This window comes from Sphingomonas sp. MMS24-J45 (assembly GCF_044881195.1).
Classification (GTDB): Bacteria; Pseudomonadota; Alphaproteobacteria; order Sphingomonadales; family Sphingomonadaceae; genus Sphingomonas.
In genome coordinates this window covers 2,663,172-2,684,993 of sequence record NZ_CP173255.1, presented here as the reverse complement: position 1 = coordinate 2,684,993, position 21,822 = coordinate 2,663,172, and the positions used below count along the sequence as shown (strand labels likewise).

The 21,822-nt window shown below is 66.8% G+C and carries 17 protein-coding genes; 11 read left to right on the top strand and 6 right to left on the bottom strand.

The window, feature by feature from the left end; all coding sequences use genetic code 11:
* Nucleotides 1-60: 60 nt before the first annotated feature.
* The 7 genes from AB5I39_RS13010 (at nt 61) to AB5I39_RS12980 (ending at nt 8,368) form a co-directional block, all read left to right on the top strand.
* Nucleotides 61-960: a UDP-2,3-diacylglucosamine diphosphatase gene (locus AB5I39_RS13010; protein ID WP_404367545.1), complete on the top strand. Its 900-nt coding sequence runs from the start codon at nt 61-63 to the stop codon at nt 958-960.
* Nucleotides 961-965: 5 nt separating this feature from the next.
* Nucleotides 966-2,003, top strand: coding sequence for a glycosyltransferase family 4 protein (locus AB5I39_RS13005; RefSeq protein WP_404367542.1), 1,038 nt, complete (start codon nt 966-968; stop codon nt 2,001-2,003).
* Between the two features lie 108 nt (nt 2,004-2,111).
* The gene (locus AB5I39_RS13000) at nt 2,112-2,795 is read left to right on the top strand and encodes a cell cycle transcriptional regulator TrcR (RefSeq protein WP_404367540.1); all 684 of its coding nucleotides are present in this window, start codon (nt 2,112-2,114) and stop codon (nt 2,793-2,795) included.
* A gap of 117 nt (nt 2,796-2,912) precedes the next feature.
* Entirely contained in the window at nt 2,913-4,058 is a 1,146-nt protein-coding gene (gene tgt, locus AB5I39_RS12995) for a tRNA guanosine(34) transglycosylase Tgt (RefSeq protein WP_404367537.1), read from the top strand.
* The gene (locus AB5I39_RS12990) at nt 4,058-4,261 is read left to right on the top strand and encodes a hypothetical protein (RefSeq protein ID WP_404367535.1); all 204 of its coding nucleotides are present in this window, start codon (nt 4,058-4,060) and stop codon (nt 4,259-4,261) included. The genes tgt and AB5I39_RS12990 overlap by 1 nt, the downstream gene beginning before the upstream one ends.
* Before the next feature lie 121 nt (nt 4,262-4,382).
* The gene (locus tag AB5I39_RS12985; RefSeq protein ID WP_404367532.1) at nt 4,383-7,229 is read left to right on the top strand and encodes a M16 family metallopeptidase; all 2,847 of its coding nucleotides are present in this window, start codon (nt 4,383-4,385) and stop codon (nt 7,227-7,229) included.
* Between the two features lie 107 nt (nt 7,230-7,336).
* Nucleotides 7,337-8,368 carry a cell wall hydrolase gene (locus AB5I39_RS12980; RefSeq protein WP_404367530.1) on the top strand — a complete coding sequence of 344 codons (1,032 nt, stop codon included), beginning with the start codon at nt 7,337-7,339 and terminating at the stop codon, nt 8,366-8,368.
* Between the two features lie 4 nt (nt 8,369-8,372).
* Here AB5I39_RS12980 and AB5I39_RS12975 read toward each other — a convergent pair whose 3' ends face one another.
* The 5 genes from AB5I39_RS12975 to AB5I39_RS12955 form a co-directional block, all read right to left on the bottom strand.
* Nucleotides 8,373-10,283: a S9 family peptidase gene (locus tag AB5I39_RS12975; protein ID WP_404367527.1), complete on the bottom strand. Its 1,911-nt coding sequence runs from the start codon at nt 10,281-10,283 to the stop codon at nt 8,373-8,375.
* Between the two features lie 160 nt (nt 10,284-10,443).
* A complete protein-coding gene (locus AB5I39_RS12970) occupies nt 10,444-10,857 on the bottom strand; it encodes a holin family protein (RefSeq protein ID WP_404367524.1) in 414 nt (137 codons plus the stop codon).
* A gap of 60 nt (nt 10,858-10,917) precedes the next feature.
* Nucleotides 10,918-11,457 (bottom strand): glycoside hydrolase family 108 protein, encoded by a 540-nt coding sequence (locus tag AB5I39_RS12965; protein WP_404367521.1) that lies wholly within the window; start codon nt 11,455-11,457, stop codon nt 10,918-10,920.
* Between the two features lie 191 nt (nt 11,458-11,648).
* Nucleotides 11,649-13,139, bottom strand: a complete 1,491-nt coding sequence (locus tag AB5I39_RS12960) for a S41 family peptidase (RefSeq protein WP_404367518.1) — start codon at nt 13,137-13,139, stop codon at nt 11,649-11,651.
* A complete protein-coding gene (locus AB5I39_RS12955; protein ID WP_404367515.1) occupies nt 13,136-14,917 on the bottom strand; it encodes an LpqB family beta-propeller domain-containing protein in 1,782 nt (593 codons plus the stop codon). Before AB5I39_RS12955 ends, AB5I39_RS12960 begins: the two co-directional genes overlap by 4 nt.
* A 140-nt stretch (nt 14,918-15,057) precedes the next feature.
* Here AB5I39_RS12955 and AB5I39_RS12950 point away from each other — a divergent pair, with 140 nt between their 5' ends.
* From AB5I39_RS12950 to AB5I39_RS12940, 3 genes are read left to right on the top strand one after another with little or no spacing between them, the layout of a single operon-like run.
* Complete coding sequence (locus AB5I39_RS12950) at nt 15,058-18,726, top strand: PAS domain S-box protein (protein WP_404367512.1); 3,669 nt, start codon at nt 15,058-15,060, stop codon at nt 18,724-18,726.
* A gap of 20 nt (nt 18,727-18,746) precedes the next feature.
* Nucleotides 18,747-18,986, top strand: coding sequence for an Hpt domain-containing protein (locus tag AB5I39_RS12945; protein ID WP_404367509.1), 240 nt, complete (start codon nt 18,747-18,749; stop codon nt 18,984-18,986).
* Between the two features lies 1 nt (nt 18,987).
* Nucleotides 18,988-19,716, top strand: a complete 729-nt coding sequence (locus AB5I39_RS12940) for a response regulator (protein WP_404367506.1) — start codon at nt 18,988-18,990, stop codon at nt 19,714-19,716.
* Here the strand turns inward: AB5I39_RS12940 and AB5I39_RS12935 are convergent.
* Nucleotides 19,692-20,360: a response regulator gene (locus AB5I39_RS12935; RefSeq protein ID WP_404374149.1), complete on the bottom strand. Its 669-nt coding sequence runs from the start codon at nt 20,358-20,360 to the stop codon at nt 19,692-19,694. The genes AB5I39_RS12940 and AB5I39_RS12935 overlap by 25 nt on opposite strands.
* A 66-nt stretch (nt 20,361-20,426) precedes the next feature.
* Between AB5I39_RS12935 and AB5I39_RS12930 the strand changes: the two genes are divergently transcribed.
* A complete protein-coding gene (locus tag AB5I39_RS12930; RefSeq protein ID WP_404367504.1) occupies nt 20,427-21,815 on the top strand; it encodes a hypothetical protein in 1,389 nt (462 codons plus the stop codon).
* Nucleotides 21,816-21,822 lie beyond the last annotated feature (7 nt).

The following is a 21,822-nucleotide window of genomic DNA, read 5'->3' as shown; positions in this document are numbered from 1 at the left end:
TCCGATTGTAACAATCTGCGGCCATAGCCTCGAAGCATTCAACGACTTCGGGATGTCGCCATGAATGCAGTGATCAAGATCGATCCGCGGGGAGTAGTTGGCGCCACGATCGCCGATTTCAACGAATTCGCCACTTCGCAGCCTGTCATTCCCGAACGCGCTACGACGGAGCGGCGTCGTTATCGCACGATTTGGATTTCCGACATTCATCTTGGCACGCGCGGTTGCAATGCCGAGATGCTGATCGACTTTCTCGACCATGTCGACAGCGAGCGGATGTATCTGGTCGGCGACATTATCGACGGATGGCGGCTGAAGAAGAAGTTCTACTGGCCCGCCGCGCATAACGACGTGGTGTGGCGCCTGCTCAAGCGCGCCAAGCGCGGGACCGAGGTAATCTACATCCCCGGCAACCATGACGAGGTGATGCGTCAATTCACCGGACTGGACTTTGGCGGCATCGCGATCCGGCGCAAAGCGATTCACGAAACCGCCGACGGCCGTCGATTGTTAGTGCTGCATGGTGACGAATTCGACGCGATCACGCTGGCGCATCGCTGGCTGGCGCATGTCGGGGATGTGGCGTATGAATTCATGATGGCCCTGAACCGTTGGGTGAACGCGTATCGACGCTTCTTCAACCTGCCCTATTGGTCGCTGTCGAAGCACGCCAAGGCCAAGGTGAAGAACGCGGTGCAGTTCATTTCGAATTACGAGGAGATCGTCGCGCAGGCCGCCGGGTCGCGCGGGGTCGATGGCGTTGTATGCGGCCACATCCACACCGCCGAATTCCGTGATATCGATGGCGTCGCATATTATAACGATGGCGACTGGGTGGAGGGCTGTACTGCGCTGGTCGAACATTTCGATGGGCGGATGGAATTGCTGCACTGGGCCGACGAGATCGCCGCGCGGGAGACATCTCGGCCTGTGGCGAAGATCGAGATGTTGGCGGCCTGACCGGCGTGCGGATCGCGATCGCCACAGATGCGTGGAGCCCCCAGGTGAACGGGGTGGTGCGGACGCTTCAAGCCGTGCGAACCGAATTGGAGCGCCAGGGGCACGAAGTTTTGATCGTGTCGCCCGATCTGTTCTATTCCATGCCGTGCCCGACCTACCCGGAAATCCGCCTGGCCTTTGCCAGCACCGCGAGCGTGGGCAAGATGCTCGCGGATTTTGCGCCCAATGCGATCCATCTGGCGACCGAAGGACCGGTATGCCTCGCCGCGCGGCGCTGGTGCCTGACGCGCGGGTTTCCCTTTACCACCGCCTACCACACGCAATTCCCCGATTATGTTTCGGCGCGCACCGGCGTGAACCCGGAATGGGTGTGGCGCTACATCCGCTGGTTTCATTGGCCCGCGCAATCGATCTTGGCGTCGACCCCGTCGATCGCGGCGACGCTGAAGTCGCATGATCTGACGCGCATCCGGCATTGGGGTCGTGGCGTCGATCTGTCGACCTTCACGCCCGGCCTAGCCCCGCACCCCGCAATCGCCGCGCTTAAGGCCGGGGGTAAGGGGCCGATCCAGCTCTATGTCGGCCGCGTCGCGATCGAGAAGAACATCGAGGCGTTTCTCACCTCGAACCACCCCGGCACCAAGGTGATTGTCGGCTGCGGGCCCGCGCGCGCGGCGCTTACAGCGCAGTTTCCCGAAGCGCATTTTCTTGGGCCGCTATTCGGTGCCGAGCTGGCGGCAGCCTACGTCGCCGCAGATGTGTTCGTTTTCCCCAGCCGGACCGACACGTTCGGTCTGGTGATGATCGAGGCGCTGGCGTGTGGCACCCCGGTCGCGGCGTTTCCGGTCACCGGACCGGTCGATGTGCTGAACGACCAGGTCGGCGCGATGGCAGAGAATCTCGAAGTTGCGATTGCGGCCGCACTCACCCGCGACCGTGCCGCCTGCGCCGCCTACGGGCAGACCTTCACGTGGGAGGCGAGCGCGCGGCAGTTCCTTGGCGCGCTCGTGCCGGTCGAACACCCGGAGGCTATTGCCGCGTAGCCGCCCCAACCCGCGCTTGCCCTTCAGGCACAACCGCTCTACACCGTACGCCAGCACAGTGGCCGCTCCGAAAGGGGCGGCCCTTTCCGTTTCTGAAGGAGTTCCCTCGTGGCCCAGCCGCTCATGCCGCACGCGACCGCGTCCTGGCTCGTCGACAATACCGCGCTCAGCTTCGAACAGATTGCCGAGTTTTGCGGCCTGCACATTCTGGAAATCCAGGCGATCGCCGACGATACCGCAGCGACCAAGCTGACCGGGCGCGATCCCATCCGCGCGCACGAACTGACGCAGGACGAAATCGACAAGGGTCAGGCCGATCCCGAGTATCGCCTGCAAATCCTGAAGGGACCGGAGCAGGTCCGCCGCACGAAGGGTCCGCGCTACACGCCGGTGTCGAAGCGGTCGGACAAGCCCGACGGCATCGCCTGGATCATCCGCAATCACCCGGAAATCAGCGACGGCGCGATCAGCAATCTGATCGGCACCACGCGTACCACGATCGCCGCGATCCGTGACCGCAGCCATTGGAACATCGCCAACATCACGCCGAAGGACCCGGTCACGCTCGGCCTGACGACGCAGCGCGAGCTCGATGCGGCAGTGGCCAAGGCAGCCAAGGCCGCCGGGCTCGAAGCGCCGGTCGATACGCGGCTTGAGGGGGATCGCGAAGCGCTGATCACCGAACTGCGCGCCCAGCGCCAGCAGCTGGCGCGCGATGCCGAAGCGGCCGAGAATGGCGAGCTTCCGGGTGCGCCTGCAGAGCCCACTGCGGAGACGCTGTTCAAGCGGTAAGCGCCGTTCCGGGCTGAATGAGATACCGTTCGTGCTGAGCGTGTCGAAGCACTGTCTTCGTTCGACGGCGGGAAGAAGGGCAGTCCCGCGACACGCTCAGGACGAACGGAACAGACGATGACCACCCCTCCCCGCTTCGCCTTCACCATCCATGCGACCGACGGCCCCGCCCGTACCGGCGAGATCGCGATGCGACGTGGCGTGATTCGCACGCCCGCCTTCATGCCGGTCGGCACGGTCGGCACGGTCAAGGGCATGAAGCCCGCCGACGTGCGCGCCACGGGCGCGGACATCATCCTCGGTAATACCTATCATTTGATGCTTCGGCCCGGTGCCGAGCGCATGGCGCGGCTGGGTGGCCTGCATAAATTCATGGGCTGGGACCGCCCGATCCTGACTGACAGCGGCGGGTATCAGGTGATGAGCCTGAGCGATCTGACCAAGCGCGACGAGAATGGCGTCACCTTCAAATCGCACCTCGACGGCACCCGCCATACGCTGAGCCCCGAGCGGTCGATCGAAATCCAGCGGCTGCTCGGCTCGGACATCGTGATGGCGTTCGACGAACTGGTACCGACCACCTCGACGCCGGAAGTTCAGGCGGCGGCGATGGCGCGGTCGATGCGCTGGGCGAAGCGCAGTCGCGATGCGTTTGACGCGGGCGGCGCCCATGCCGAGAATGCGGCGATCTTCGGCATTCAACAGGGCGCGCTCGACCGCACGCTGCGCGGCGATAGCGCGGCGGCGCTGATCGACATCGGTTTTGATGGCTATGCCGTCGGCGGCCTTGCCGTGGGCGAAGGACAGGAAGCGATGTTCGGCTGCCTCGATTTCGCGCCGGGGCAATTGCCGGTCGACAAGCCGCGCTATCTGATGGGCGTGGGCAAGCCCGACGACATCGTCGGCGCGGTCGAACGCGGCATCGACATGTTCGATTGCGTGATGCCGACGCGGTCCGGCCGCACCGGCCAGGCATTTACGCGGCGCGGCCCGATCAACATCCGGAACGCAAAGTTCGCGGAGGATCAGGGTCCGCTCGATCCGGCGTGCGGCTGCTCGGTCTGCGCTACCTGGTCGCGGGCCTATATCCATCACCTTGTGCGCGCTGGGGAAATGCTCGGGTCGATGCTGATGACCGAGCACAACGTCGCTTTCTATGAGGCCTTGATGGCCGATCTGCGCGGTGCCATTGTGGAGGGAAGGCTCACCGCCTTCGCGGACGCGTTCCGCAGGGCGTATAAGGGCCAGAGCGAGAGAGAGTGATGGCCGACAAGATCAACGAAATCGAAGCCGCCGCGCGCGAGCACAAGCGCGTCCGCGATGCGGCAGAGGCCGCCATCGCCGCGGGCGCGAAGGAGCCGGAGAACTGGCCGGTCGTGCCGATCGCGATCGGCGTCGGCGTTGGCGTAGGTTCTGCCGCGCTGGCGGCGGCACTGCTCTACGCGGGGCGCGGGCGCAAGAAATAGCCCTGTTCGGCGCCTCCTCCTCGCAGGAGAATACCCCGCTTCCCGTGTCTTAGGCAATTGACACGGCGCATCCCGCCGCGACACATTGCGCGCATAGGTTTCCCTCCATCCGGAGTTCCCCATGCGTCTTTCCCGTGCCGCCCTTTTGCTGGGCGCTGCCCTGTTGCCGCTCGCCGCCACCGCGAAGACCGCGCCGCGCGCTCCGGCTCGCCCCGCAACGCCAGCGATCAAGCCAATCGCCTTTACCGAACGCACGCTCGCCAACGGCCTGCGCGTATATGCGATCCGCGACACATCGACGCCGAACGTGTCGGTGCAGGTGTGGTACGACGTCGGGTCCAAGGACGATCCCGCCGGGCGCTCGGGCTTCGCGCATATGTTCGAACATTTGATGTTCAAGGCGACGCGCAACCTCGTCTCCGAACAGATGGATCGCCTGACCGAAGATGTCGGCGGCAATAACAACGCCTCGACCAACGACGATTACACCGAATATCACGAGACAATTCCGGCCAATCACCTGGAACGCCTACTGTTTGCCGAGGCGGACCGCATGGCGGCGCTGGTCGTGGAGCCCAAGAGCTTCGCCTCCGAACGTGACGTCGTGAAGGAAGAGCTGCGCCAGAACACCAACGCCCGGCCGTACGGCAAGCTGTTCTCGCAATATTTCCCGGCGATTTCCTATACCCGCCACCCTTATGCCCGCGGCACGATCGGCAGCCTGGACAACCTCCAGAGCGCGCAGATCGACGATGTCCGCGCCTTCCACGCGACCTATTACCGGCCCGACAATGCCGTGCTGGTCGTGTCGGGCAATTTCGATCCCGCCAAGCTGAACGGCTGGGTCGACCAGTATTTCGCCAAGATCAAGCGCCCCACCACGCCGATCCCGCGCGTCACCGTCGCCGAGCCGGAGCGGACCAAGCCCACGCGCTACGTCGTGCACGAAGCCAATACGCCGCTGCCCGCCGTGCTGATCAGCTATCCGATCCCGGCGGACAATCACCCCGACGGCCCGGCGCTGTCGGTGCTGAACGCAGTCCTGTCGCAGGGTGAAAGCTCGCGGCTGTACGAGAGCCTAGTTTACCGCGACCAGATTGCACAAAGCGCCGAAACCTATCTCGACTCCAAGCAAGGTCCGGGCAATCTCGCCGCGATCGCGATCATCGCGAGCGGCAAGACCGCCGAACAGGGCGAGGCCGCGCTGCGCCGCGAGATCGCGCGCGTGCGGACCAAGCCGGTGACCGCCGCCGAGCTTGCGGAGGCCAAGAACGAGATCCTGACCAGCGCGCTGCGGGCTCGCGAGACCGCCGAGGGCAAGGGCCGCACGATCGCCGCGTCGGTCATCATCGACCGCGATCCGCGCGCCGCCGACCGGCAGCTTGCCGCGATCGCTCGCGTCACCGCCGCCGATGTGCAGCGCGTCGCCGCCAAATATCTACGCGATCAGCGGGCCGCGACGATCCATTACCTGCCCGAGGACAAGAGCGCCGCGGCACCGCAGAACGACCGGATCGAGGTTGCGGACACGGTCGTGACCAAGCCGCTGGTCGCGCCGGGCAAGGTCGAGATCGTCACCCCGGCGAGCGAAGCGGAGCGCATCGCGCCGCCCGCCGCAGGCCCCGCCATCGCCGCAAGCGCGCCGGTCACCAACGAATTCACGCTGGCCAACGGCCTTCGCGTCGTCGTGGTCGAGAAGCACGACCTTCCGCTGCTGACCGCGCTGCTGACCGCGCAGGGCGGCGGCGCGACCGACCCGGCCGACCGCGCCGGCGTCGGCAATCTGACCGCCGATCTGATGACAAAGGGCACCAAGACGCGGTCCGCGACGCAGATCGCGCGCGAGATCGAGACGCTGGGCGGGTCGATCTCCAGCGATGCGAGCTTCGACGGATCGAGCGTCGATGTGACGGTGAAGGCCGATCAGGCAGCCCCGGCGCTGGCGATCCTGGCCGACGTCGCGCGCAACCCGGTGTTCGCGCCGGAGGAGGTCGAACGCGCGCGGGCGCAGACGATCGACGGGGTGCAGGTCGCGATCAAGAACCCGAGCCAGCTGGCCGCGCTGGTCGCGGCGCGTGCGGCGCTGGGCGACCTGCCCTATGGCCATCCGCTGTCGGGCACGCCGACCTCGCTGAAGGCGATCACCGCGACCGACGTTCGGGCGACCTATCATCAGACGTGGCAACCGGCGAAGACGACGCTGGTGCTGGTCGGCGATGTGACCCTCCCCGCCGCCCGCGCGCTGGCCGAACGCAACTTTGCCGACTGGAAGCCGAACCCGATCATCGTGCGCAGCGGCAACACGCGCGCGAGCTATCCCAAGCCACGCGTGATCGTCGTCGATATGCCGGGTGCCGGGCAGGCGGGCGTCGTGGTTGCACGGCCGGGCATCGCGCGGAGCGACGCGCAATATTATCCCGCCGCCGTCGCCAACACGATCCTGGGCGGCGGTTTCTCCTCGCGGCTGAACCAGGAGATTCGCATCAAGCGCGGTCTTGCCTATGGCGCGGGCAGCTCGGTGCAGGCAGGCCGCCTGCCCGGCACGATTAGCGGGCGCACCTCGACCAAGAATCCGTCGGCGCCCGAAACGGTGTCGATCATCCTGGCCGAGATGAAGCGTCTGGGCGCTGAACCGGTGACGCCCGCCGAACTGGAAACGCGCAAGGCCGTGCTGGTCGGCAATTTCGGCCGCGCGACCGAGACGACCGAGGGCATTGCCGGCACGGTCGGCGGCTACGTGGTGCAGGGCCTGCCGCTCTCCGAACTAGGCGCGTACACCGCGCGGGTCTCGGCGGTCGATCCGGCGGCGGTGCAGGCCGCGGCGGCCAAGCTGCTCGACCCGGCGGCGGCGAGCATCGTCGTGGTGGGCGACGCGAAGCTGTTCCTTCCGGAACTGCGCAAGACCTATCCCGATGCCGAGGTCATCCCGGCCGATGCGCTGAAACTGGACAGGGCGGCGCTCAAATAGCGCCGCCTTCCCGCGCCAGAGACTTACGTTAACTATCAACTGTTTCAGCGCGAGACAGGGCAAAATCGGGAGCATCGCGGCGCGCGCGAATCGGCTATGCGCGGCCGATGGACGCGCGCGCGATCATTGGTTGGGTCAGGATGCGGCGGCTGGGCAAGGCGGGGATCGTCGGCCTGGTCGCATTGATCCTGGCGGGCGTGTCGGCCCATGCCGCGATCCGCGCGATCGTCGACCAGAGCGCCAAGGCAAGCCGCATCGGCGCGGCCCCGGTCGGTTATGAGAGCCAGGATCACTTCCCTGGTGCCGCCCTCCTCTATGCGGCCGAGGAGGAAGCCGCCGCGCCGCCGCCGGTGCAGACGCCCGGTGCGACAGGCACGATCGCGCTGCCCGATCTGCCCGTGCCGCCCGAGGCGGCGGTGCTCAAGCCCGACACGTCGATCCGTCCTGCGGCACCCTTTTCGATGGCGCGGGCCAGCGCGGTTGACCGCGGGCGCGCGCTGCAATGCCTGACGACAGCGATTTATTACGAGGCGGCGACCGAGCCCGATGCCGGGCAGCAGGCGGTGGCGCAGGTCATCCTGAACCGCGTGCGGCACCCGGCCTTCCCGGCGACGGTCTGCGGCGTGGTGTTCCAGGGGTCCGAGCACGCCGGATGCCAGTTCAGCTTCGCCTGCGACGGGGCGATGAACCGGGGCACGCCCTCCAAGGCCTATTGGCTACGCGCGATGAAGGTCGCCGCCGCCGCGCTGAACGGGCATGTGATGGCCGAGGTCGGGATGGCGACGCATTACCACACCTATGCCGTTACCCCCTCTTGGAACCGCAGCTTGGTGATGACGGCGGCGATCGGGGCGCATTTCTTCCATCGCTGGCAGGGCTATTGGGGCACCCCCGCCGCCTTCCGCCAGGGCTATGCCGGGGGCGAGCCGGTGCCGGGGCCGCATGCCAGGGTTGGTCTGCCGGAGACCGTCGTCGCCGCGGCATCGGTGGCCCCCATTACCGCTACCGCCGCGATCCAGCCGGCCTATGCCCAGAGCGGGACGCCGGTCGTCCCCGCCGCGAAGCCCGCCAGCGAGGCGCTGCCCGGGGACTCGCAGATCCTGGACCGATGGAAGGATTCGGGCAAGCCGCTGCGCTGACCGCTTACTTCTTCTCCCCCAGATACTTGTCGAACCAGGCCAGCGTGCGGGCGCGGACGTCGCCGGCGTTGACGGGGTTGCGGATGCCGTGGCCCTCCTCGGGGTAGATCACCAGACTGGTCGGCACGCCCATGTCCTTCAGGCCGTGCCAATATTCGATCGACTGGGTCGGCGGCACCTCAATGTCGCGTTCGCCGACATAGATGAAGGTCGGGGTCTTTGCGTTCTTGATGAAATTGACCGCCGAGACATCCTCGTACGCCTTGCGGTCGTCATACATCGTCTTGCCAAAAAATGGCAGCATCCACTGATCGATGCCGTTGGTGCCGTAATAGCTGACCCAGTTCGACAGGCCCGCACCGGCGACGATCGCCTTGAAGCGGTTGGTCTGGGTGTTCGCCCACATCGCCATGAAGCCGCCATAGCTGCCGCCGCTGAGACCCAAGCGCGCATCATCGATCGGGGCGACCTTTTCCACCGCGTCGATCCCGGCAAGAATGTCGCGCAGGTCGCCGCCACCGAAATCGCGCTTGTTGGCCGCGGTGAAGGCCTCGCCCTGACCGAAGCTGCCGCGCGGGTTTGGCAGGAACACGTAGTAGCCGCGGTCGAGCAGCGCCTGCGCGCCGCCGCCGCCGAAGCTCGGCACGTTCGCCGCCGAGGGGCCGCCGTGGACGATCGTGACCATCGCCGCCTTCTTCGCCGGATCGGCATTCAGCGGGCTAAGCAGCCAGCCCTGCACGTTGAAGCCGTCATTCTTCCACGTGATGCTCCGCGCATTGAGCGTCGCGGGCCCGGCGTCGTTATCATGCGTGATCTGCACCGGCGCGGTGGCGGGGCCGGCGAAGATCGCGGGGGCATGGGTGTAATCCTGCACCACCATCGCGACGATCTTGCCATCGGCGCTCCACGCCGCACGGCCGTCGCCCGCCGCGAACGTAGCGGGTCGCGCCCAGCCGATCGCCGAGTTGACGAGCAGCGTCGCATTGGCACCGCGCAGCGTGGTGCCGCGCAGACCGCCGGTCGTCGTGTCGAGCGAGGTGACGGTGTAATCGGCCTTGGGCGTCAGATTGGCAGGCTCGCCGCCCGACAGCGGCACGCTCCAGATATCGCCGCCGACCGAGCCAAAATCGCTCATCAGGCCGCCGATATAGGCGACGTTGCGACCGTCGGCGGAGACGCGGGGCGCGTTGATCTGGGTCTTGGGCTTGGCGATGTTGCGGACCGCACCGGTGGCCGCATCGACCGCGTCGAGCGTCGCGACCCACCAATTGTTGTCGCCGTTGCCGAGCGCCGAGGTGACGACGAACCCCGCGCCATCGGGCGTCCAGTCATATTCGTAGATGTAACGATCCGCCGGGGACAGCGGCTTCACCCCGTCCGGCGCGATGGGCGAACCGCTGACGTCGAACACGGCGAGACGCTGCTCGTCGCTCTTCTCGCCGATCTCCCCGACCTGGCGCACACCGGCCTGGGCCGCGCCCGCTTCCTTCGCCGCGCCGATCGTGACCAGCAGCGCGATGCGCTTGCCATCGGGCGAGAAGCGCGGGGTCTGCGCGATGCCCTTCACCGTCGCGACGGTGTGGCCGCCACCGCTCTTGCCGCCGCCACGATAGGTCGACAGCGTCACCGTCCCCGCCTCGCGCGAGCGCGCCAGATAGGCGAGCGTGCCGTCGGGCGCGAAGGTCAGGCCGGAGAGCGAACAGGCGCTTGCGCATGGGTTGAAGCTTTCGAGCACCTTGCCGTCGCGCACGCTGCGGATCGTGATCGCGCTCTTGCCGTCGCTGCCCAATTCGACCGTCGCGATCCGGTCGCCCTTCGCCGACAGCGTGAGGCTGCCGTAGGAGCGGATCGGTGCGGCCAGGGCCGAGGTCGCGGTGGCTGTGAGCAGGAGGGCGGCGGCGAAGGTGAGGCGCATTGGGGGAAAGCTCCAGCGGACGAGTGATGGAGCGGGATAGCACGGTTGGGAGCGGGAGCAATCGGGGCAGAGGCTCTGCGCTCCGGCGCAGGCCGGAGCCCTGGGTCGCGGGCGGCGGCCCGAGACGCCAAGGCTCCGACCTGCGCCGGAGCACACAGACCTACTTATCCACGCCCTTCGCCTTTCCCCAGGAGCGCGCGGCAGTGTAGCCGAGGTAGCCGGTGCCGAAGAGCGCGTAGAGAGGTTCGGGGAGGCCGTTGAGGTAAGCGTTCATGCCCGCGGCGATATCCCGAGCCATGTGCGGTTGCGCCGCCGCGATCAGGCCCATCGGGATCGACCACAGCAGGATGGCGTACATGACATAGAGGAAGCTCGGCCGCGCTCGGCTGGTCCAGGGGTCGGTCGATTGCGCCTCGGCCATGATCGCCGAGATCTGCGTCTTCATCTGCTCCATCTCCTGCGTGCCCTGCAGCGCGAGGAGCTTGAGCTTCGCCTCGTCGCGCGCCTTGGGGTCGGGGATGATCTTGTCGATCAGACCGGCGATCGGGCCGATGATTCCTTCGAGAAGTCCCATTGTCTGTCTCCTGTAGTGATGCGAAAGTTGCGAAAGTGCCACTCAGAAGGCACCTCCCGCCTAACCGATGCGGTTGGCGAGCCAGCCGTAGAGAAAGGCTTCGTTGGCGGGTCGGCGTTCGGCGAGTGCGAGGTAGCGTTCGCCCTGCAGCGCCTCGATCGCCTTGAGCAGGACGCGTTCGCCCCCGGCCCCGCGCCGCGCGAGGAAGGCAGCGAGCGCGGCGAGCGTGGTGTCGCCGATCCGCCCGTCGACCGGCATATCGGGATAATCGGTCGCGCCGCGATTGAGCGCGTTCAGCGCACGCTGCAGGAACGCGACCGCCGCGGGCGGGCCCATGTTGACGCCGGTATCGAACAGCTCAGCCGCGACATCGGGCGCGAGCGTGGCCACCGCATCCAGGCGCGGGGCGAGCCAATAGCGGCGACGATAGATCGCGCGCGCGGTTGCGAGCGGCAGGGTGCGCATCGGGCCGTCATAGCCTTCCGCACGCGCGACGGCGGCGGTGATGCCGAACTTCGTCTCGCCGCCGCGATCGGCGGGATGGTTGGAATAGCCGCCCTCGCGGTCGAGCACGGCGTCGATGAGGGTATCGATGGTCATAGGTTGCCTCCTGTTGGAGGAGTAGAATAACCTATTTGGTTTTCTGTAGGACAGCGCGCTTCCTACCTCCCTCCCCTCCCTGGAAGGGAGGGGTTGGGGGTGGGTGGGTATGGGGCCAGTACTGTGGTCAACAACGGGCCAACCCACCCCCGCCCCCTCCCTTCCAGGGAGGGGAGGAAGAAGGGAAGTTCCTACTTCGAGGCCGCCCCCAACTGCGCCAACAACACATCAACCGCCGCGCTCAGCTGCGCATCGGTGCCTGCCGCACTTTCGCCAAGCGGGCGTTCGACCGCGAGATCGACCGGGCGCGGGTGCATTTCCATGTCCTGCCCACGCCCGTCCTGAATCCGGGTGCTCGGCGTGCGGACCGAGGAGCCGTCGATCAACTGTTCACCGCCGGTGAAGATGATCCACCCGGCGGTCGGCTGCCCCACCACCTTGCCGAGCCCCAGCGAGCGATAGCCCTCGGTGAAATCCTCGGCGTCGGACAGCGAGGATTCGTTGGTGACGAGCACGGTCGGCTTGCCCAGCGCGCGCTGCCCCAGCGCCTGTCGCCCGGGGATTGGGAAGAGGTCGCGCGGGGTCATCGTCAGGTAATTCTTCCGCGCGAACACGTCGATCGCATAGCCGTTGACGAAGCCGCCATTGTTGTTGCGGATATCGACCACCACGCCCTGTCTGCCCTGATTTTCGGCATCGAGATCGAGGTAGAGCTGATCGAGCGAGTCCGAGGACATATCGGCGATGTGGACATAGCCAAGCTTGCCGCCCGACAGCCGATCGACCAGCGCGCGGCGATCCTCGACCCATTGGCGGTACGCGAGCCCAGCGGCGGTACCGACCGACACCGGGCGAACGGTGACAGTGCGTAGGCCCCCTGCCCCTTCCACGCCCAGCCGGACGCGGCGGCCGACAGTGTTTTCCAGCAGCGCGTCTAGATTGCCCTTTGCCCCGACCGCGACGCCGCCGACGCTGACGATACGGTCGCCGGGCACGATCTTTTCGATCGAGGCCGGGCCGAGCGGCACGACCTCGCGCACGACGAGACCGCGACCCGCCTCATAGGCCACGCGGTCGAAGCGCAGGCCGAGATCGCCGACACGGTTGCTGGGCAGCGCGCCGGGGCCGCCGAACGGGCGATTGATGCCGGTGTGCGAGGCGTTCAGTTCGCCGATCATCAGCCCGATGATGCGGCGGAGTTCATCCGGCGTGCGCGCGCCGGTGACATAGGGTTGATACTGCGCGCGCAGTGCCTTCCAATCATGGCCGTTGAAGCCGGCATCAAAGAATTTGCGGTCGAGGATGCTCCACGCCTCGTCGAACACGATCTGCTTTTCGGAGGCGAAATCGACGTCCATCTCCGCTGCGACGGGAATCGGCTTGGGCTTGGGCGTTTCGAGCGGGGTGGAGATGATGCGCCCGCCGTCGAGATAGTAGAGCGTCTTGCCATCGCCGGTCAGCGCGAAATCGCCCTTGGGGCGATCGCTTTGCGTCAGCTGCTGCGCGACCGGCGGTTCGTCGGCCAGCTCGTCGAGATTGTAGCTGTAGAGATTGGCGCGGCCCTTTTCCTGCGCGCGGAACACCAGCGTCTTGCCGTCGCTGCTGATCACTGGCGTGTCGGCATTGAGACCGAGCGGCAGGATCGTCGCGCGGTTGCGCAGACCCGCCCAGGCGATCGTCACCGGCGGCACCTTCGACGCGGGCGGGGGGCGGCGGCGGCACCCCTCTTCGCTGCGGCGGGGAGCGGCTTCGGTGCGGGCGGCGTAGCGGTTTCCGGCGCGGTGCCGGGGGCATCCGGCGTGGTGCCGGGCTGCTTTCCGGGCTTGAACAGGTCGTTGAATTTGTCTTCCTTGAACTTCGGCACGTTGGGCAGCAGGTCGATGCGGACGATGCGCGAATCCTCGCTGCGCTGTGCCGTGTCGAACAGGATGTACTTGCCGTCGGGCGACCATGCGATGCCGCCCATCTGCCCATTACCGAGGAAGCTTATCGGCCGCGCTGCGCCGCCTGCTGCGGGGACGACATGCACGTTCACGAACGCGCGGGCGTCGAGCACGGGGAAGGCGATGTACTGCCCGTCGGGCGACCAGACCGGGCGCGGGCCGTCGCGCTCATCGGTCGAGATCGCGCCGGTGAAGACGATGCGGTCGGTTCCAGTCGCGAAAGTGACGACGTGCAGCTCACGATCGTTGAGGACGTACGCCGCGGACTTGCCATCGGGCGCGTACGCGGGCGTCGAGGCAATGCCACTTTTTGTCAGCACGGTCTCGCGCCCGCTGGCGACGTCATATTCGACCAGGCGATGGTCGAGACCGCGTTCGGAAATGACCAGAGCTCGGCGGCTGTCGGGCGACCAGGTCACCTCGCGTTCGGCACCCGCGGTATTAGTGATGCGCTGGCCCGGGCCGCCGTCCTTGGCGGGCGCGGCGAAGACTTCGCCGTGGCCGATCACCGCCACTTTCTGGCCGTCGGACGACAAAGCGAGCCGCTGGAAGCTGCCGAGCGTTTCGTGGCGCTTGGGCGTCGCGCTGGCGGCACCGCGCAGCGTGATTGGGACGGGGGCGGACTGGCCGGTTGCGGGGTCATAGCGCCACACGCCGAAATCGCGTTCGAAGACGATTGCCCCGCCATTCGCCGCCATCGAGGGGTAGAGCAGGCGGCCAGTGGTGAAGCGCGTGAGCTGTTCCGGCGCTGCCCCCTCGCCCAGTCCCACGCGCCAGAGGTTCTCAACCCCGCCGCGTGCCGACATATAGGCGATGCTGCGCCCGTCGCGGCTCCACATCGGCCAGGCATGCTTCTCCCCGCCGGGCAGCAGGCGGCGATAGGCCCCGCCCTCGGCGACGGGCTTCAGCCACAGCTCGGTTTCGTCGATATGGCTGGTGCCGTTGCGCCACCATTGCCCGCCGCTGATGCCGCGCGCGTTGAGGACGAGCGTGCTGCCATCGGGCGAGGGCGCGGCCTGGAACTCGGCGAGGAATTTCTCGCGGCTGACCTGCATCGGCGTGCCGCCATCGGCGCTGACGCGGAAGATATCGGCCTGGCGCGCGACATCCTGCACGCCGCTCGCGAAATAGAGGTACTTGCCATCGGGCGACCAGGCGTCGAGCTCCTCGCCCGCCTCGGCATAGGTCAGCCGCGTCACCGCGCCGCTGGCCAGATCGAGCACATAGATGTTCTGACTGCCGCCGCGGGTCGAGGTGAAGGCGAGCCTTGTGCCGTCGGGCGAATAGAGCGGGCGACCTTCGGTCGCGCCGTCGGTGACCAGCAGGCGCGCGACGCCGCCGCTTGCCGACACCTCCCAAATATCGCCGCCGGATGCGAACGCGATCATGCTGCCGTCGGGGGACAGGCTCGGCTCGGCGAAGGCCGGTTTGGCGTCCTGTGCGACAGCCGACCACGGCGCGAGCGCGGTCGTGGCGAACAGGGCGGCAGCCGCCACCATCAAGCGTCGGACTCTCATCAAAAAGTACCCTTTTTCAAATTGCTGCAGATAAAGGTTTGCGGCCCCGGAAATTGACGCAACAAAGCGCAAATCCGGTCGCCTAACAAGCACCGCAGGCTTATTGGGACGGGAGACCGACGCCGCTCGGCGGGAAACGCATGAACAGCACCGATTCGATCGCCAGCCCGCCCCCCTCCGGGGATCGTTTGCGCTGGATCATCACCCGCATCGTCTTCGCCGCCCTGATCTTGCTCGTGTCGCTGGGCGGCATGGCGCTGTCGCGCAACGGCACGACGATTTCGCCGCTGTGGCTGGCGAACGGCGTGCTCGCCGTCGTCCTGCTGCACAGCACGCGGCGGACCGCGCCGTCGTGGTTCGTTGCGGCGTTTGTCGGCTATTTCAGCGCGAACCAGTTCGGCCATTACGACTATCTCGGCTCCGCCATGCTCGCTCTGATCAACTGTGCGGAGGCCGCAGGCGGCGCCTGGTTGGTCCTGCGCTGGCAAAAGCACACGCCCGACATGACGCATCTGCCCGACGTGCTGCGGTTCGTATGGGGCTGCGCCCTCGTCGCGCCGTTCCTGTCGGGCTTGACGGCTGCGCTGTGGCTCGGTGTGTCGTCGGGTCGCCCGTTCTGGCGCATCTGGTTCGAATGGACCGTGGCGGACGGGCTGGGCACGATGATCCTCGGCCCGATTCTGCTGATCGGCATGCATTCCTGGACGCGGCGCGAGTCGGTGAGTTCGGCGCGCTTCGGCGAGATCGTGCTGATCCTGGGCGGCAACGCGGTCGTCTCGGCGATCGTGTTCGGGCAGTCGACCTATCCGCTGCTGTTCCTCGCTTTGCCGATGGTGATCGGGGCAACGTTCCGCCTGGGGGTGCTGGGCACGGCCGGGGCGCTGACCGTCGTATCCGTGATCGCCACTGCGGCGACGATCATGGGGACCGGCCCGATCGCGATGATCCAGGCGACGTTGCCCGCGCAAATCCACATGCTGCAATTGTTCCTGGTCATCTCCTTCGCGATCGGCCTGCCGTTCGCCTCGGCCCTGGCCGGGCGGGACCGCGTGCGGCGCGACCTGAAGCGCAGCCGCGATTTTTCGGAGACGCTCGTCTCGGCAATGCAAGAGGCGGTGTTCCGCACCGATGCGGAGGGGCGGTGGATTTTCCTGAACCCGGCGTGGGAGACGCTGACCGGCTATAGCGTCGAGGAAAGTCTCGGCTGGCCGACGCGGCGCTTGCTCCACCCCGACGATCTGGAAGCCGCCAATCGCGGTTATCCCAACATCGTCAGCGGCGCGCTGAACGAGGCCACGCTGAACCAGCGCTTCTACACCAAGGCAGGCGAACTCCGCCAAATCGAGGTGACGCTGCGCCGCCTGGCGCGGGACGACGGATCGTTCGACGGCACGATCGGCACGATCCGCGACATTACCCAGGCGGTGGCAACTCAACGCGCGCTGGCCGACAGCGAGGCGCGCTTCCGCAAGGTCGCCGAGGCCGCCCCGGTCGGCGTGTATGTCGGCATGGCGGACGGTACGATCACCTATGTCAATAAGGCGTGGACCGAAATGAGCGGTCGCAGCGCCGAGGAATTGATGGGCGATCGCTGGATGGAGGCGCTGGCCGATCCCGGTGAGTATTTCCGCCAGATGCCTTGGGTGAACTTCACACCCGGCGAGGTGCGGCAGCGCGAAGTATCGTTCCGCCGGCCCGATGGCGGCATCATCTGGGTGCAAGTCGTCAACACCGCCGAATTCGATGCCGAGGGCAATGTCAGCGGCTTCATCGGCGCGATCGTCGATATCACCGAGCAGCGCGAATCACGCGATGCGCTGGCCGAAAGCCAGCGGCTGTTTGAGGCGCTGGCGAAGCTGTCCCCCGCGGGCATTTTCCGCGCGGATCGCGATGGCGGCGTCACCTATGTCAACGCGGCATGGCAGGCGATCTCCGGCCTGAGCGAGCGCGAGGCGATGGGATCGGGTTGGGGGGCCGCCATTCACCCCGACGATCTCCCCCGCGTGTCGCAGCAATGGGCGGACGTAGTGCAAGGGAGCGGCGAGCTGCGCACCGAATTCCGCTTCCAGCACAGGGACGGCACGGAGCTGTGGGTCGAGGTGATGACCGCGCCAGAAGTCGATGCGGCGGGCAACCGGATCGGCTTTATCGGCGTCAACATCGACATTTCCGAACGCAAGCGCGCCGAAGCTGCGCTGGCCGAGCGTGAGGAGCAACTCCGCCTGCTTGCCGAAAACGCCACCGATGCAGTGTTCCGTCTCTCGCTGGAGGGCACGTGCCTCTATGCCTCGCCCTCGGTCGGCGAAATGCTCGGCATCGCGCCGCGCCATCTGATCGGGCAGAACATGCTGACGCGGTTCCACCCGGAGGACCATGACGCGGTGGTCGCGGCGCATCACTCGCTCGCCACCGGGCAGGTCGAACGGCTGGTGGTCGCCTATCGCTCCGAACCGCTCGACGCGGCGCGTGCGGGGACGTGGATCTGGCTCGAATCGAACAGCGGGCTGGTGCGTGACCCCGACACGCAGGAGCCGCGCGAGCTGATCTGTTCGATTCGCGACATAACGATGCGCAAGGAACTGGAATTCGAACTGCAGCGCGCCCGCCGCCATGCCGAGGTCGCCGCGCAGGCCAAATCGAGTTTCCTCGCCAACATGAGCCACGAAATCCGCACCCCGATGAACGGCGTGCTGGGCTTCACCGAATTGCTGCTGGCCGAGGCGCCGCGCCCCGATCAGGAACAGAAACTGCAGATGATCGCCGATTCCGGCCATTCGATGATGCGGCTGCTCAACGACATTCTCGATCTGTCGAAGATCGAGGCGGGGCACGTCACACTGGCGCAGGATGCGATCGACCTGCGGCACCTGGCGCGCGGGTGCGCGACGCTGATCATGCCGCTGACGACGCGCGCCGGGATCTATCTGCGCACCGAAATCGCCGAGGATGTGCCAGCGACGATCATCGGGGATGGCCTGCGGCTCCGTCAGATCATCCTGAATTTGCTAGGCAATGCCGCAAAATTCACCGCCGAAGGGGCGATCGTGCTGAGCGTGGCCGTGGCAGAAAACGACCTGGTGATCGCGGTGGGCGATACCGGGATCGGCATCGCACCCGATCGGCAGGCCGCGATCTTCGACAATTTCGTGCAGGCCGATGCCGAGACGACGAAAACCTATGGCGGAACGGGGCTGGGCCTCGCGATCTCCACCGAATTGGCCAAGTTGATGGGCGGCAAGCTGTCGCTGTTCAGCGCGCTGGGCGTCGGCACCACGGTGACGCTGCGCATCCCGTTGGTTACCAAAACCGACGCGGTTGCCGAGAAGCGCGGGACGACGCCGTCGCCTTCGACCTTGCCCCCGGTCGCCGCGACCCGCATCCTGGTCGCCGAAGATCATGACGTGAATCAGCTTCTCATAAAGGCTATGTTGACACGTCTCGGGCACAGTCCGGTGATCGCGCGTAACGGCATCGAGGCCGTGGCGATGGTTCAAGACGCTTTTATGCAGGGACAGCCGTTCGGGCTGGTGCTGATGGACATGCAGATGCCGGAGATTGACGGGATCGAGGCGACACGGCGAATCCGCAGCGGCACCACCGCGGCGGCGACCGTGCCGATCGTCGCGCTGACGGCCAATGCCTATGCCAGCGACGTCGATGCGTGCCGCGCCGCAGGGATGCAGGACCATCTCGCAAAACCAGTGCAGTTGGCGGCACTCGACCATATCGTGCGCCGCTGGGCGGTTGCGCCCGCTGCCGCCGCCGCGCCCGCCGCCCCCCGGTTCCGGCGAGCGCAGATCCGGAACTGATCGCGCAGTTCGAGGCTCGCATGACGCGGATGTTCGACCTGCTGGAAACCGCGCTGGCCGCGCCGCTGTCACGCCCGGTGATCGACGATCTGCGCGAGGCGCTGCATCGCCTCGCCGGGACCGCTGCGTTCTTCGGCAAGGCCGAACTCGGCACCACGGCGGCCGCGCTTGACGAACGCCTCGGCCGGCTGACCGCGACGCCCGAAATGCTCGAGGAAGCGCGCACCGCTCTGCGCCAGGCCGCGAACGGGGGGCGTTGAGGTGGCGCGGATCGTAATCGTCGACGACGACGAGCTGCTGTGCCAGATCGTCGCGCGGACGCTGGAGCCGGCCGGTCACGTCGTGGTGGCGGTGCGCGACGGCGACGATGCGCTCGAATCGCTGTGGGAAAATGGGCCGGATCTCGCGATCCTCGATTGCGCGTTGCCCGGCAAGACCGGGCTGACGATCCTGCGCGAGATCCGCCAATCGGCGATGTTCACTAGCTTGCCGGTGCTGATCCTGACCGCGCGGCGCAGCGAATGGCATGCCAAGATGGCGATCACCGCGGGCGCCAACGAATATCTGCGCAAGCCGTTCGAGCCGGCGGTGCTGGTGGGAACGGTCAATCGGCTGATCGCAGGTGCCGCTACGACCTTCGACGCGCGTATGCTGGACGATGCGCGCGTTGCCGAATTGCGGATCGCGCTTGGCGAGCGGCAAGCCGACATCCTGCTGGCAATGATGGAACGCGACATTGCCGAACGCACGCGCGTTATCGTCGGCGCTTTGGAGGCAGGCGATACGGAGACTGCGGTGATGCAGGCGCATTCCTTGCGCGGCGCATCGGACGGCATTGGCGCGATCGCGCTTGGACGATTGTGCCTGGAGATTGAACGCGAAGGACAGCGGGACGGCACACGGATTGCGGCCTGTGCCAGCGCCACCGTCAAAGCGATCGCGCTGGCGCGCGTCGCCTCGCGCGATCAGGCGGCGACGTCGAGCGCCTGAAGCGCGAGAATCGCCTGCGTACGATTGGTGACGCGCAGCTTCCGGAAGATCTGCGCGAAATGCGTTTTCACCGTCGTCTCGGCGATGCCCAGTTCATAGGCGATCTGCTTGTTCTGGCTGCCGTCGGCCGCAGCGCGGAGCACGCGGAACTGCGCCGGTGACAGTTCCCCGATCAGCGACCCGCCGGTCTCGGCCGCCGGCTCGACATACATCTCCGCCGGCCAGGACTGTTCCCCTGCGGAAACGGCCGCGATCGCGGCGATCATCGCATTCATCGCCGCGCTCTTAGGGATGAAGCCACTGGCCCCCTCGCGCGCGGCCCGGCGCATCACATCGGGTTGATCGCTGCTGCTGACGATGACGATGCGGGCCTTGGGCTGCTGTCGCTTGAGCATCAAGAGGCCGGCCAGCCCCTGAACATCGGGCAACATCAAATCGAGCAGAATGACGTCGAAACTGCCTTCTTCCGCGAGCGCCACGGCGTCCGCGAGCGTGCCCACCTGTTCGATCTTGGCAGTGGGTGCCACTTGTTGTGCCGCCATGCCGAGCGCCGCGGCGCACATTGGATGATCGTCTGCAATCAGAATGGCCTGGACCAACGCTACTTCCCCATGACGCGCGTCCGATGGGTAATCGGTTCGCATTGCTGTCATACTTTCGGACGGATTTGCAAGTGTCGATCGCACGGACACATTGCTAGAACATGAACGATGCTGCGTAAAATTCCTGTCCGGCGACGTGCGCCGATCCTTGCGGCGGTGGCACTGGCGCTGGTCGCGCTCGGCCATGCGCTGACGTTTTGGCCCGGCATCCTGACATGGGATGCGATCCGCCAATATGGCCAGGCCGTTAGTGGCAGCTATGACGATTGGCACCCCCCGGCGATGAACTGGCTGTGGCGGCAGTTGCGCGCGGTCGCCGCAGGACCGGGGCCGATGCTGACGCTGCAGGTGATCTTGTATTGGGGCGGCACGGCGCTGTGGGCGCTGGCGGGGTATCGCCGCGGCGGATGGAAAAGCGCTGCGGTGATCGTGGCGGCGATGCTGTCGCCGATCGCCGTGGTGCTGGTCGCGACGATCCTGAAGGACAGCCTGTTTGCAGGCGCGTTGTTGCTGGCGAGCGGGATTTTGGCCGTCGCCCGCGCCGGTGCCTGGCGCTTGCGTCTCGTGGCGGCGGTGCTGCTGATCGCGGCGGCGACGTTGCGCTTCAATGCGGGCCCAGCGTGCCTGCCCCTGCTGCTGATCGCGCTGCCGGATGCATGGCGGCGGACCGTGCCGCGCCTGGCGGCGAGCGCCGCGCTACTGGCGGTGCCGCTGATCCTCGCACTGCCGCTCGCCAATGCGGCGCTGGGGGCCAAGCGCAGTGGGGTCGAACTGTCGCTGGTGATTTACGATCTCGGCGGGATCGGGCGGTTCAGCGGCACGAGCGCCTTCCCGCCGATCGCGACACCCGATCCGGTCGCGGTGAATGCGGCGTGCTATTCGCCGGTTTCGTGGGATCGCTATGCCTGGTGGGGTGCCGACCCGTGCCCGATCGGGTTCGAGACCTTAAAGGTACCGCTGCGCCAGGGGCATGGGCCGTACGGATGGTGGGCGGCCGCGGTGCTGGCGCATCCTGTTGCCTATATCGAGCACCGATTGGCGCATTTCGACCGCAATGTGCGCTTCCTCGGGCATGACGCGGAAGCGCCGGGCCTTTCGACCGAGTCGGATCCGAATCCGTGGGGCTATACGGTCGCGCCGAACGGCGTGCGTGCCGCGATCGCACAGGCGGCGGCATGGCTGCTGCACACCCCACTCGGCTGGCCGGCGTGCTGGCTGGCGCTCGGCGTCGGGCTGCTGGTGCTGCGCCCGTCGCTGGCTGCGGGGGACCCGGCGGTGGCGCTGGCCTGGTCGGGCGTGATGTACGGCTTCAGCTATCTGCCGCTCAGCGTCGCGTCAGAGGTCCGCTATCATTTCTGGACAATCGCGGCGATCACGATCGCGGCGGTGCTGATCCTGTCCGAGCGCCAGGCTTCGGCGGTGGGGCGGTTGCGACGGATCGCGGCGGTGCTGCCGCTCGCCGTCGTGCTGGCGGCAAGTGTGATCGCGCGGCTGTGAGAAGACT